The 13,318-nt window shown below is 57.6% G+C and carries 13 protein-coding genes; 8 read left to right on the forward strand and 5 right to left on the reverse strand.

The window, feature by feature from the left end; translation table 11 throughout:
- Positions 1 to 62 precede the first annotated feature (62 nt).
- The 6 genes from rhaS to rhaM all read left to right on the forward strand — a co-directional run bounded on the left by rhaS (position 63) and on the right by rhaM (position 6,383).
- A complete protein-coding gene (gene rhaS, locus ACUY4Q_RS23655; RefSeq protein ID WP_458045042.1) occupies positions 63 to 1,049 on the forward strand; it encodes a rhamnose ABC transporter substrate-binding protein in 987 nt (328 codons plus the stop codon).
- A 108-nt stretch (positions 1,050 to 1,157) separates the two neighbouring features.
- The gene (locus ACUY4Q_RS23660) at positions 1,158 to 2,669 is read left to right on the forward strand and encodes a sugar ABC transporter ATP-binding protein (protein WP_458045043.1); all 1,512 of its coding nucleotides are present in this window, start codon (positions 1,158 to 1,160) and stop codon (positions 2,667 to 2,669) included.
- On the forward strand, positions 2,669 to 3,673 hold the full coding sequence (locus ACUY4Q_RS23665) for an ABC transporter permease (RefSeq protein ID WP_458045044.1): 1,005 nt from the start codon (positions 2,669 to 2,671) through the stop codon (positions 3,671 to 3,673). The genes ACUY4Q_RS23660 and ACUY4Q_RS23665 overlap by 1 nt, the downstream gene beginning before the upstream one ends.
- 5 nt (positions 3,674 to 3,678) lie before the next feature.
- On the forward strand, positions 3,679 to 4,674 hold the full coding sequence (locus tag ACUY4Q_RS23670; protein ID WP_458047432.1) for an ABC transporter permease: 996 nt from the start codon (positions 3,679 to 3,681) through the stop codon (positions 4,672 to 4,674).
- Between the two features lie 249 nt (positions 4,675 to 4,923).
- Positions 4,924 to 6,072: a lactaldehyde reductase gene (gene fucO, locus ACUY4Q_RS23675; protein ID WP_458047433.1), complete on the forward strand. Its 1,149-nt coding sequence runs from the start codon at positions 4,924 to 4,926 to the stop codon at positions 6,070 to 6,072.
- Positions 6,069 to 6,383 (forward strand): L-rhamnose mutarotase, encoded by a 315-nt coding sequence (rhaM, locus tag ACUY4Q_RS23680; RefSeq protein WP_458045045.1) that lies wholly within the window; start codon positions 6,069 to 6,071, stop codon positions 6,381 to 6,383. The genes fucO and rhaM overlap by 4 nt, the downstream gene beginning before the upstream one ends.
- A gap of 329 nt (positions 6,384 to 6,712) precedes the next feature.
- On the opposite strand, the gene ACUY4Q_RS23685 is transcribed toward rhaM, so the two are convergent.
- The 5 genes from ACUY4Q_RS23685 to ACUY4Q_RS23705 form a co-directional block, all read right to left on the reverse strand.
- Positions 6,713 to 6,979: a type II toxin-antitoxin system ParD family antitoxin gene (locus ACUY4Q_RS23685; RefSeq protein WP_458045046.1), complete on the reverse strand. Its 267-nt coding sequence runs from the start codon at positions 6,977 to 6,979 to the stop codon at positions 6,713 to 6,715.
- 84 nt (positions 6,980 to 7,063) lie between these two features.
- The gene (locus ACUY4Q_RS23690) at positions 7,064 to 8,326 is read right to left on the reverse strand and encodes an MFS transporter (RefSeq protein ID WP_458045047.1); all 1,263 of its coding nucleotides are present in this window, start codon (positions 8,324 to 8,326) and stop codon (positions 7,064 to 7,066) included.
- 45 nt (positions 8,327 to 8,371) lie between these two features.
- Complete coding sequence (locus ACUY4Q_RS23695) at positions 8,372 to 10,495, reverse strand: alpha-galactosidase (RefSeq protein WP_458045048.1); 2,124 nt, start codon at positions 10,493 to 10,495, stop codon at positions 8,372 to 8,374.
- 115 nt (positions 10,496 to 10,610) lie between these two features.
- Positions 10,611 to 11,606: a LacI family DNA-binding transcriptional regulator gene (locus ACUY4Q_RS23700; RefSeq protein WP_458045049.1), complete on the reverse strand. Its 996-nt coding sequence runs from the start codon at positions 11,604 to 11,606 to the stop codon at positions 10,611 to 10,613.
- Positions 11,607 to 11,677: 71 nt separating this feature from the next.
- Positions 11,678 to 12,226, reverse strand: coding sequence for a helix-turn-helix domain-containing protein (locus tag ACUY4Q_RS23705; protein ID WP_458045050.1), 549 nt, complete (start codon positions 12,224 to 12,226; stop codon positions 11,678 to 11,680).
- 104 nt (positions 12,227 to 12,330) lie between these two features.
- Between ACUY4Q_RS23705 and ACUY4Q_RS23710 the strand changes: the two genes are divergently transcribed.
- Entirely contained in the window at positions 12,331 to 12,993 is a 663-nt protein-coding gene (locus ACUY4Q_RS23710; protein ID WP_458045051.1) for an AzlC family ABC transporter permease, read from the forward strand.
- Positions 12,993 to 13,316 (forward strand): AzlD domain-containing protein, encoded by a 324-nt coding sequence (locus ACUY4Q_RS23715; protein ID WP_458045052.1) that lies wholly within the window; start codon positions 12,993 to 12,995, stop codon positions 13,314 to 13,316. Before ACUY4Q_RS23710 ends, ACUY4Q_RS23715 begins: the two co-directional genes overlap by 1 nt.
- Positions 13,317 to 13,318: the final 2 nt, after the last annotated feature.

Consider the following 13,318-nt stretch of genomic DNA (forward strand, 5'->3'; position numbering starts at 1 on the left):
AGAACGCCAACGCACCTGCAATGTGAAAGACGACGGGAATCTAACTCAGTGGAGTAAAAGCAATGAAAATAAAGACAAGCTTAATCCTCACCGTTGCCGCTCTGGCGTTGTCCGGTTCCGCTTTAGCAGAAGTCAAAATCGCGCTCGTAGCGAAATCATTAGGAAATGGTTTTTTTGAAGCAGCAAACACCGGCGCGCAGGAAGCCGCCAAAGAGTTAGGTGATGTCAAAGTTATCTATACCGGTCCCACCACCACCACCGCAGAAGCACAGATCGAAGTGCTTAACGGCCTGATCGCTCAGGGCGTGGATGCGATCGCCATTTCCGCGAACGATCCGGATGCCGTGGTCCCGGTACTGAAAAAAGCCATGCAGCGTGGCATTAAAGTCGTCTCCTGGGATTCCGGGGTGGCGAAAGGCGGGCGTCAGATTCACCTGAACCCGTCTAACAATGCCCTGATTGGCGAAACCAACGTCAAGCTGGCGGCCGATGCGCTGAAAGCGCTGAATGTGGAAAAAGGCGATGTAGCGATCCTCAGCGCAACGCCAACCTCTACCAACCAGAATATCTGGATTGAAGAGATGAAAAAGGTGCTGCCGAAGTACCCGTCTGTCAATCTGGTGACCGTCGCCTACGGTGACGATCTCTCCGATAAGAGCTACCGCGAAGCGGTCGGCCTGCTCAAATCTTACCCGGACCTGAAAGTGATTGTCTCCCCGTCTTCCGTGGGTATTGTGGCCGCGGCACAGGCGGTAAAAGACCAGGGCAAGATTGGCAAAGTGTATGTCACCGGCCTGGGCCTGCCGTCTGAAATGGCGGGAGCGGTCAAATCCGGGGCAACGAAAAGCTTCGCTATCTGGAACCCGATCGATCTGGGCTACGCCGCAACCTACCTGGCGGATGATCTGGTTAAAGGCACAGCAACCAAAACCGAGGCCAATATGGGCAAACTCGGCAAGGTGAAACTGGATGCTGACGGCAGTGGCGCAATGGCAGAGCCGTTCGTTTACGATGCCAGCAACATTGATAAGTTCTCGAAAATTTTCTAATCCCTTCTCCCTCTCCCAGTGGGAGAGGGTCGGGGTGAGGGCATCAGGCCGCACGCCGCCCTCACTGTGACCCTTTCCCGAGATGAGAGGGGATATATGGAGAACATCATGACGGCATCCACACCCCTGCTGTCGCTCAAGGGCATCACCAAGATCTTCCCTGGTGTGCGTGCTCTTGAGAACGTACAGCTCGACCTCTGGCCCGGTAGCGTCACCGCCCTCATCGGCGAAAATGGCGCGGGCAAGTCCACGCTGGTCAAAGTCATGACCGGTATTTACCAGCCTGAAGAGGGCGAAATCCTTTATAAAGCCATTCCCATTCAGCTTCCGACCCCGGAATCTGCGCACAAGGTGGGGATCACCGCCATACACCAGGAAACCGTGCTGTTCGACGAACTGTCCGTTACGGAGAATATTTTCGTCGGTCAGTACATCTATAAAGGTCTGTTGAAAAAGCTCGACTGGCCCACCATGCACCAGAAAGCGCGGGATATTCTGACCCGCCTCGAAGTGCAGATTGACCCACGTGCCACGCTCAAAACGCTGAGCATCGCCCAGCGTCATATGGTGGCGATTGCCCGTGCGCTGTCGTTTGAAGCGCAGGTGGTTATTCTCGACGAACCTACCGCCGCCCTGTCGCAACATGAAATTCTGGAGTTTTATCAAATCGTTGAGCGATTAAAACAAGAGGGCAAAGCCATCCTGTTTATCTCGCACAAGTTTGATGAAATCTTCGCCCTGGCGGACTACTACACCATTCTGCGCGACGGCGTGTACATCGGCTCCGGCGCCATGCAGGAGATCACCGAAGAGCGCATGGTGGCGATGATGGTGGGGCGTGCCATTACCCAGACCTACCCGAAAGTCGCCTGCGAAAGGGGCGACACGGTGCTGGAAGTCAAAGACCTCTGCCATCCTACCGAGTTCGCCCATATTGACTTCTCCCTGCGTAAAGGGGAAATCCTCGGCTTCTATGGGCTGGTGGGTGCCGGGCGTACCGAGTTAATGCAGGCGCTCTCTGGTGTTTCCCGCCCTTCCTCTGGCGAAATTGTGCTCAATGGCAAAACGGTACGTTTCCGCCAGCCTGCGGATGCGATTCAGGCCGGGATTGTCTGCGTGCCGGAAGAGCGGCAGAAGCAGGGGGCGATTATCGAAATGCCGATTGCCCAGAACATCAGCCTGCCGCAGCTTGGCAAACTCAACCCCAACGGCGTGCTCAACGATGCCAAAGAGTGGGCGCTGGCGGATGAATATGCCAAACGCCTGCAGGTGAAGGCCTTTAGCTGGAAACAGGCGGTTGAAACGCTCTCCGGCGGCAACCAGCAAAAAGTCGTCATTGGCAAATGGCTCGCCACTCACCCGGACGTCATCATCCTCGACGAACCGACCAAAGGCATTGATATCGGCTCGAAAGCGGCGGTGCATCAGTTTATGTCTGAACTGGTCTCCCACGGGCTGGCGGTGATTATGGTGTCGTCGGAGCTGCCGGAAGTGATGGGCATGGCGGACCGGATCATCGTGATGCACGAAGGGCTGATGGTCGCAGAGTATCAGGCCGGTGAGGCGACAGCGGAAACCATCGTCAGCGCCGCCAGCGGCGCCGGTAAGGAGGCAGCATAATGTGGCAACAACTCCTGAAACACCGCGAAGCCCTGCTGGGCGGTGTGATCGTGCTGATGGTGCTCGCCATCGGCAGCCGCGTGCCGTCGTTTATCGGCCCCGGTAACCTGGTGGAGATGTTTAACGACACCTCCATTCTTATCATCCTCGCGCTCGGGCAGATGATGGTCCTGCTGACCAAAGGCATTGATTTGTCGATGGCGGCAAACCTCGCGCTGACCGGCATGATTGTTGCCCTGCTGAATTTCCACTACCCAGCCATTCCGGTTTGGGCACTGCTGATTCTGGCAACCGCGCTCGGACTGGTCATGGGGATGATCAACGGCCTGCTGGTCTGGAAGATGGGCATTCCGGCCATCGTGGTCACGCTCGGCACCATGAGTATTTATCGCGGCATTATCTTCCTGCTCTCGGACGGCGGCTGGATCAACTCCCACCAGATGAGCGCCGACTTCCTCGGCCTGCCGCGCGCCTCTCTGCTCGGTTTACCGCTGTTGAGCTGGTGTGCGATTGCCGCGCTGCTGGTGGTGGGCTATTTCCTGCGCTACAGCCGGACAGGGCGCGCCCTCTACACCGCAGGCGGCAACGCCACGGCGGCGTACTACACCGGGATCAACGCCGGGAAAATGCAGTTCGTCAGTTTCTGCCTGTCCGGTGCGCTGGCGGGGTTTTGCGGTTACCTGTGGATTTCCCGCTTCGCCGTGGCGTATGTCGACGTGGCTAACGGTTTTGAACTGCAGGTCGTGGCAGCCTGTGTGATTGGCGGCATCAGTACCATGGGCGGAACAGGCCGGGTGCTGGGTTGTTTGTTGGGTGCGCTGTTCCTCGGCGTCATCAACAACGCGCTGCCCGTCATCGGTGTTTCCCCCTTCTGGCAGATGGCGATCTCCGGCACGGTGATTGTCATTGCGGTTCTGCTGAATGAACGTGGCAACAAACGCAAAGGGCGTCTTATCCTGCGCGATGCGGCCCTGGCGCGACAGAAAGTGGCGGTGAAATCATGACCAAAATGCTGACGTCCAATGCGGTGAACAAGGTTCCCACCGCAACCCCCTTCTGGCAGCGCGTGCTCTGCTGGGAAGGCTTTTTACTGGCGGTGACGCTGGCCGTGTTCATAGCCAACTCGCTGGCCTCGCCCTATTTCCTGAATATCTGGAACCTTTCTGACGCCACCTTCAACTTCACGGAAAAGGCGATCATCGTGCTGCCGATGGCGATGCTGATTATTGCCCGTGAAATTGACCTGTCGGTGGCGTCCACCATCGCGCTGAGTTCCACGGTGATGGGCTTCTGCGCCGCAGCGGGCCTGGACACGCCGCTGCTGGTCTGCGTCGGCTTGGGTGTGGGTCTGCTGTGCGGGTTGTTCAATGGCCTGCTGGTGACGCGCTTTAACCTCTCGTCCATCGTCATCACCATCGGCACTATGAGCCTGTACCGTGGCATCACCTACATCCTGCTCGGCGATCAGGCGCTTAACGCTTACCCGGACAGCTTTGCCTGGTTCGGTCAGGGCTATGTCTTTGGGGCACTGTCGTTTGAGTTTGCACTGTTTATTGTTCTCGCCGTCGTATTCGCCTTCCTGCTGCATCGTACCAACTTCGGTCGCCGCACTTACGCCATCGGCAACAACCCAACGGGCGCGTGGTACTCCGGCATCAATGTGAAGCGCCACAACCTGATCCTGTTTGCCCTGGTGGGGTTAATGGCGGGCCTGGCGTCGGTATTGCTGACCTCGCGCCTGGGCAGTACCCGCCCGACGATTGCGATGGGCTGGGAACTGGCGGTAGTAACGATGGCGGTGCTGGGTGGGGTCAATATCCTCGGCGGGTCCGGCAGCATGGTGGGCGTGGTGATTGCCGCCTTCCTGATGGGGCTGGTGACCTTTGGCCTGAGCCTGCTCAACGTGCCGGGCATTGTGATGTCGATTATCGTCGGCGCGATGCTGATCGTGGTGATTTCACTGCCGATTATCTACCGCCGGATCATGCAGCGCAGGCGCCTTTAATTTGCCCCTCACCCCTGCCCTCTCCCCAAAGGGGAGAGGGTGAAAACCGCGCTGAGCCGTTGTTTGGCTCCCGAGCACGGGGCCGCACCGGACAGTCCCCTCGCCCCTTTGGGGAGAGGGTGAAAACCGCGCTGAGCCGTTGTTTGGCTCCCGAGCACGGGACCGCACCGGACAGTCCCCTCGCCCTTTGGGGAGAGGGTTAGGGTGAGGGGAACTGGATTTCCCAAAATCAATGTTAAGGAGAATATGATGAGCTTTATGTTAGCCCTTCCCAAAATCAGCCTGCATGGCGCAGGTGCTATCGGTGATATGGTCAAGCTGGTCGCCAACAAACAGTGGGGTAAAGCACTGATTGTGACCGACGGGCAACTGGTCAAACTCGGCCTGCTGGACAGCCTTTTCGCTGCCCTCGACGAACATCAGATGTCTTATCACCTGTTTGATGACGTCTTCCCTAATCCGACCGAAGAGCTGGTGCAAAAAGGCTATGCGGCGTACAAAGCTGCAGATTGCGATTACGTGATCGCTTTCGGCGGCGGCAGCCCGATCGACACTGCCAAAGCCGTGAAAATCCTCACCGCTAACCCCGGCCCGTCTACGGCCTACTCTGGAGTGGGCAAAGTGACAAATGCGGGCGTGCCGTTGGTCGCCATCAACACCACCGCCGGAACCGCTGCCGAGATGACCAGCAACGCGGTCATCATTGACTCTGCGCGTCAGGTGAAAGAGGTCATCATCGACCCGAACATCATCCCGGATATTGCCGTTGACGATGCCAGCGTGATGCTGGATATCCCGGCGTCCGTCACCGCCGCAACCGGGATGGATGCCCTCACCCACGCGGTAGAAGCGTATGTTTCCGTGGGCGCGCATCCGCTGACCGATGCCAACGCGCTGGAAGCCATTCGCCTGATCAACCTGTGGCTGCCTGAAGCCGTCGACGACGGTCATAACATTGAAGCGCGTGAGCAGATGGCCTTTGGTCAGTACCTGGCGGGCATGGCGTTTAACAGCGCGGGTCTGGGCCTGGTTCACGCCCTCGCCCACCAGCCGGGCGCAACGCACAACCTGCCGCACGGCGTCTGCAATGCCATCCTGCTGCCAATCATCGAAAACTTTAACCGTCCGAATGCCGTTGCCCGCTTTGCCCGCGTGGCGCAGGCGATGGGTGTCGATACTAAAGGGATGAGCGACGAAGCGGCGAGCATGGCGGCGATTCAGGCGATTCGCGATCTCAGCGCGCGCGTGGGCATTCCTTCTGGGTTCAGTAAGCTGGGCGTCACCAAAGAAGATATCGAAGGCTGGCTGGACAAAGCGCTGGCGGACCCCTGCGCACCGTGCAACCCGCGCACCGCCAGCCGTGACGAAGTTCGCGAGCTCTACCTGGAGGCACTATGATCCGCAAAGCCTTTGTGATGCAGGTGAACCCCAATGCACACGAAGAGTATGAACGTCGCCATAACCCCATCTGGCCCGAGCTGGAAGCGGTGCTGAAAGCGCATGGCGCGCACCATTACGCCATTTATCTCGATAAAGCCCGTAATCTGCTGTTCGCGACGGTGGAAATTGAGTCCGAAGAGCGCTGGAACGCGGTGGCCAACACCGACGTCTGCCAGCGCTGGTGGAAACACATGAGTGATGTAATGCCCTCCAACCCGGACAATAGCCCGGTGAGCGCAGAGCTTAACGAAGTGTTTTACCTGGCGTAAAAACGTAATAGCTCCCCGCAGGGGGAGCTGAGGACTCCCCTGTGGTATTACGTTTTGCAGCGATAACACTGCGCCATGAGAACACAGCAGTTAAAGCGATGGCCGGGAGCCCGGGTCGCCAGGGTGGTGGCGGTGAACCACCCTGGCACGTTCACGGGTTCTGGAGCGATAGAAAAGCAAGGAACATAAGGTGAACGGAATGACCACCAGAGCCGCATGCTTCCCCTCACCCTTGCCCTCACCCCAAAGAGGAGAGGGGACTGTCCGTGCTCGCATTTTTTTGTGGAGATCTCTCAGCCCCGCAGGAGAGCTATTGCCAGAATATTAACTCAATCTCTCTCATCCTTTGTCGCCACCCTGGCTTTGATGTTTCTGAGGAAAGCATCCTGCTCCCATTTTTTCGCTTCACCGCTTTCCAGCCCTTCAGCTAACAACGCTCTTAGCTGATTTAAACGCGATTGCGCCTGCTGCTCGCGTAGCAGTCTTAAGGAATCACGAACCACTTCACTTTGCGTTCGATAATCCCCGGTAGCGATCAGCGACTCAACAAACTCACGAAGTTCATCGCCCAGATCTACAGTCATTGTACGTGCCATACCTGCTCCAGATGTAAGAACTATTCTTACATTTTAAAACAGCTTTATGCTGTTTTGCCACCCTAAGAGCTGCGTTTTTCGGCTTTATCTCGCCTCCAGCGTATTGCCCGCCACCACCGCAGGTTGCCTGCCGCTGAGCGTAAAGGCGGAGAGCAGCGTGATGGCCAGAACGAAACAGCCGAGGAGTAAATAGGTGTCCTGGAAGCCGATGCGGTCATACATATTGCCAGCAAACGCCGAAAGGAAAATCGCCGCCAGCTGTTTGGCAAAGTTGAAGCCAATCAGGTAGATAGTGGCGGACAGTCGGGTATCAAAGACGCCAGTGATGTACTTGAACGCCCCCACCAGCAGGAACGGCACTTCCAGCGCATGGAGCATTTTCAGCGCGATGACTTCATAAACCGTGGTGGCAAACGACGAACCAATAATGCGTGTGGTCATCATCAACCCGGCAATCAGCAGCGTGTTTTTGGCACCGATGCGGTTAATGATCCACGGCGAGCAGAACATGATGACCGCGTTGCAGAGTTCCCCAGCCGTGGTGGTAAAACCAAAGGCTTTTGTGCCGGCCTGCGGGGTATCGAAAAAGGACTTAAAGAAGGTGGCAAACTGTTGATCGAACACGTCATAGACGCAGGCCACACCCACCACGTACAGAATAAACATCCACATTTTTTTCATGCGGAACAGGTCGATGACCATTCGGGTGTTAATGGTTGATGGGCGGCTGCCGTCGCCTGCAAAAGAGATCGTTTCCTGCGAAGTGACTTTCGCCAGCGCCAGCAACACCATTAATACGACGGCTGCCGCCGAGCCCATCCAGAAGACAAACGCCGGGTTAACGCTGAACAAGATGCCCGCCGTCGAGGCGCATAACCCCCACCCCAGGCAGCCGAACATGCGTGCTTTACCATATTCGAAATGGCTGTGGCGGCTTACCTTCTCCACATAGGCTTCAATCGCCCCCGAGCCCGCAGAAAAGACAAAGCCAATGTATAAGCCCCCGGCCAGCGCACCGGCCCAGATATTAAATTTCAACAACGGGGCGAAAACATACAGGAAGAACGGGGCAAACAGCACCAGCATGCTGACGATCACCCACAGCATATTTTTCTTCAGCCCAAGCTTGTCAGAAACCACCCCCAGAATCGGCTGGAAAGAGATAGCCGAGAGCGACATGCAGGAAAAGACAATGCCAGTGTGGGTTTTGCTGAGGCCAATTTCATCCGAGAGCCAGATAGGCAGGAACGGAAAACAGGTGGCCATGATGAAAAAATACAGGAAAACGAATAAGCCAAAGATCCAGAACGTCGGGTTGTTTTTATGGGTACAGGGGGTCGTGTTCATTATTATTATCCTCAGAGTTGAGGCCGCAGTGCGGCCCCGTTAGGGTCACACGCGTTCAAAACCTACCAAAATAGCGCTTTCCGGATCGAGCACCGGCAGCGCAAGCCCCGCCTGCATCAACCACTCTCCGCCAGCGATTTGCGGCGCCGTCATCCAGGCCGGAAGCTGGCGCATGGTGTGCCCGCCCTCGTCGGTAATACGGATGTTCGGGTGATCGAGAAGCGTAATGCGATACCGCGCCTGTGCCTCCAGACCGGCCACCCGCAGGGGGGCCAGCAGCGTATAGTCCGGCATCGCAAGCTGGCTCACGGTGTACAGCGCCTGGCGTTTATCCTGACTCACTATCCCTTGTACCAGCGTGGTGCTATCCGGCATATCAATGCGCCACTGCGTGCCGCTGTGAATCACTTCGCGCCACTGTTTATACAGCGCGGCGTAATGACGATAACCTTCACGCTCTTTGGCATCCGCATTCACCGGATCCAGCTCCAGCCCCAGATGACCAAACAATGCCGTCAGGCCACGGAATTCAATGCTGTGCTGGCGATACGTCGCATGGCAGCGGTGATTGCCAATGTGCGCGCCCATCACTTCCGGCGGGAAGAAATAACCCATGCCGCGCTGGATGATATTACGTTCCAGGGCATCATTGTTGTCCGACGCCCAGAAGCGATGGCAACGGGTCAGCACCTCATAATCGATGCGCCCGCCTCCGGCCGAGCAGGATTCAAATTCAATGTGCGGGAACCGGCTACGTAGGGTGTCGAGCAAACGATAAAAGGCGTGGGTTTGCGCATCCGCGGCGGCACGGCGCCCCTGGCCCGGCTGCACCAGCTCGCGGTTCATGTCCCACTTCACGTAGTCAATCTCATGCTCGCCAAGCAGCCAGCTCATGCGCGCCAGCAGATAATCAAAAGCCTCGGGAAGGGTGATGTTTAAGACCAACTGATGGCGGCCAAGGATCTGCGAATAGCCCTCCAGCGCCAGCACCCAGTCAGGGTGGGCACGGTACAAATCTGAGTTCGGACTGATCATCTCCGGCTCAATCCAGATGCCGAACTCCATGCCCAGCGCTTTTACATGGTCGATAACGGGCCGCAGCCCATCCGGGTATTTTCCCTCATCCAGGTACCAGTCGCCGAGTGCGGCAAGGTCGTCATTACGCCCTTTGTACCAGCCGTCATCAATGATGAAACGCTCTACGCCAAGTGCCGCTGCATCATCCGCCATCTTCATGATATACGCCGGATTGTGGTCAAAATAGATACCTTCCCAGGTGTTGAGATGCACCGGGCGCGGTTTGTTGTCGACGAAGCGGATGACGTTGGCACGCAGGAATTGATGGAACTGCTGGCTCATGCCGTTCAGCCCCTGCGAAGAGTGGCTGCCGTAAAGCCATGGCGTCCATAACGTCTCCCCGACTGCCAGCGCCATTTCGCCAGGCAGGTAGAGCGCCTCGGCCTGAACATAGCGACGGCCGTCGGTTTTGACCTCTGCACGCAGGCGGTGGTTGCCGCTCCAGCCCAGATGCACGCCCCAGACGCTGCCCTGCGATTCACTAAAATGGCGGCTGCCGGTCATCAGCGCCGGGAAATGTTCGTGGGAGGTGCGCCCGCGACGGTTTTCAATCACAAAACTGTCGTGTTCGAGGGTGACGCGGTGCGGCTGAAATTCGCGGATCCAGCGTCCATGAAACGCCATCACGTCGCGGGCGTATTCCGCCACCGGCAGCGTAACGGCCAGACGATTCACCTGCCAGGCCGAGTCGGCCAGATTGGTCAGACCATGGCGTACCTGCAGTACACCGCTGACATCAAGATAAAGCTCACTGGTGAGGCGCAGCCCCGCGACCTCGTCCTCGCTGATAAGCGTCAGGCTCTGCCCGTTGTGCTGCACGTCAACGGTGGTAAAAATGGGCGAGCCGTCGAGGCCATTGCGATGCCCTTCCAGCCCCGGCGAACCAAACAGGCCATGCCCGGATTCCGCCATCAGCGTCACCGGAGAATCCACATCCAGTCGGCCATTAGCAACGGGGCGGATCAGGCTTTGGGCATCTTGTGCTGAGAAATGCTGGAGATGCGGCCCCCAGTAGATGATTTCCGCAAACGGGTGGGTTTTGATAATGACATCGGTCGTGGCGCTTTCAAGGCGCAGATAGCGAGTTTCCATTAGGCGTCTCCAGATTCGGGATACCGCTATCCTTGATCCGAAACGTTTCGGGTAACAACCGAAACGTTTTGGTTATGTGATCTGCACAAAACTTTATTGATGCTTTAATGGAGAATCAGGCGGTGATACCGGGGCGAAATTCGGTCTGCCAGAGCACCTGAAGTTGGTCTACAGGCTCGCCTGCAATAAGCTGAAGTACCATGTCGGCAATCTGCTTCCCTACCGCTTCGCGGGTGGCCTGCACCACGGCGGCGACATCCACGTCGACAATGCTGTCGTCGGGTAATCCGTCATACACCACCAGCGCCACCCTATCGTCGCCAAGCAACTTACCTTGCCTGAGAAGCGCCATGGCGGCCCCGTCTCCGTGGGTGTTGCAGTCGGTAATAATGGCCTGCGGCGGCGCTGGCAGGGCCAGCAGCGCGTCAACAGCCTGATAGCCCGCACGGCGTGAAGGCGGCAGCATGCGGAGCCATTCATCGGACAGGCCGCTCTCCTGCAGCGCATCCAGGTAGCCCTGGCGTCGCTGGGTGATGAAGGCCTGATTATTGTTCTCACCCAGCATTGCGATGCGCTGATGCCCTTTTTCAATAAGGTAGCGGGTGGCGCGATAGGTTCCGGCGTAGTTATCAAAATCAAACCACGCATAGGGCCTGGCAAGCTGGCTTCGCCCCAGCGCGAGGAAGGGAAAACCGGTGGCCTGCAACTGCGCCAACCGGGCGTCGTTATCCAGCGTGTGGGCAACAATCAGCGCATCCACACGACGGCTTTGCACCATGCGCAAATAGCTGTGTTTGTCCGCCAGGTCATCATCAGCAATCAGCAGTAAATCGATATCATGGTTCGCCAGCTCCCGGCTGATTTCGCCCACCATCTCCATAAACACGCTGTTGTTGAGCGGCACCGGATGCACCGGAAATACCAGCCCGACGGCATCGATTTTGCCCATTTTCAGACGACGGGCCAGGGTATTGGGGCGATAGCCGCGTCTGTCCGCTTCGGCCTGCACACGGGCGCGCGTCTCCTGCGACACATCATCGTAGCCATTCAGCGCACGGCTGACGGTGGTGACGGAGATACCGAGTTGTTTTGCGATTGCTTTAAGTGACATACCTTTCCCTGTCTGCGGACAGCATTAGCGCTAGTGTCCTGTAAGCCCCTGGCTGAGTCCAGCGCAATGGCTCAGTTCTGTTCAGCCATCATCACGGCTTCGGTGTCCGGCTCCAGCGCTTTAAAGATATGCGCCTGGTCGGCCGGGTAACAGATATAGTCGCCAGCGCTTAGCTCTTCCGGCGATTCCGTCAGCCCGACCATCGCACGACCACGGGTCACAATAATATGCTCAACGGAACCCGGCGGATGCGGCTGCGAAACACGGTCAGCGCCAGGCTGGGCGGTCAGAATATAGAGATCGCGGCGCGCGCCCGGCGGGCAGGTGGCGAGCAGGATCGCCTCATAGTTCGCATGTTCCGCCAGCATTTTAGTACCTTCGCCACGGCGAATGACTTGCGTTTTTGCAGCCTGTGGTTCCAGTAAGCGCGCAAAAGGAATGTCCAGCGCCACGCATAGCGACCACAGGGTTTCGATACTGGGGTTGCCGTTCCCGGCCTCAAGCTGCGAAAGCGTCGATTTCGCAATCCCGGCACGGCGGGCGATCTCCGCCAGCGACAGCCCGGTTCGCAGGCGTTCCCGCACCAGGCTTTTGGCAATGACGCTAATAGGCTGTGTCATGACACGGCTCCAGTGTTCTATATAATGAACGAGTCGTTCTTCTTGAAAAACGATGTCAGTGTGTTCATTATAATGGATTCTCGTTCGATATAGCTAAAAAACCTATGTTCAGACATCACTTTTCAAGTCTTAAAAGCGACACCATCAGAGCCATTTTCCTGGTCTGCCTCGCCGTTGGCGTGGTGGGCGTCTCCTATGGATCGCTGGCGATGGCCTACGGTTTCCCGCTCTGGGTCCCCCTCGCTCTCTCTATGCTGGTGCTGGCCGGTGCTTCCGAGTTTATGTTTATCGGGATTGTGGCCAGCGGTGGCAATCCGCTGGCTGCCGCCGTTGCCGGTTTGCTGGTGAACGCGCGTCACCTGCCGTTTGGCGTGACGGTGCGTGAACTGGTCGGCAGCCGTGCGGCAAGCTTTTTGGGTTGCCACATCATGAACGATGAAAGCGTGGTGTTTGGTTTATCCCAGCCTGCACCGGAACAGCGCAAAGCGGCTTACTGGCTCTGTGGTTTGGGTGTGGCCCTGTTCTGGCCGGTGGGCGTGCTGGTCGGTGCCGGGGTCGGAAAACTGTTGCCCGCCCCGGAAACCATCGGCCTGGATGCAGTCTTTCCCGCCATTTTGCTGGCGCTGGTGCTGCCCGCTCTGAAGAAGCGAACTACGCTGATTCGCGCCTCAAGCGGTGCGTTGATCTCACTGGCCGCGGTGCCCTTTACGCCGGTGGGGCTGCCGGTACTGCTCTCCTTACTTGGCCTGCTGACGAGGAAGAAATAATGGCGAACACGACGCTCATCATTTGTGGCATTGCGATTTTATCGGCGGGCACCTACCTAATGCGCCTGGGCGGCGCGAAGCTCGGCAACACGCTGGCCCTGTCGGAACGCGCGCAGGCGCTGCTCTCCGATGCGGCCACCACGCTGTTGTTTGCGGTGGCGCTGGCTGCAACGCTCTACGAAGGCGAACACTTCGCAGGCCTGGCCCGCGTGCTGGGCGTGATGTTTGCCCTGTTTCTTGCCTGGCGCAAGATGCCGCTAATTGTGGTGATTATTTCCGCCGCGGTGGTAACGGCATTGCTGCGCCTTGCGGGGGTGCAATAACG

The sequence above is a fragment of the Phytobacter cepae genome, from assembly GCF_054165735.1.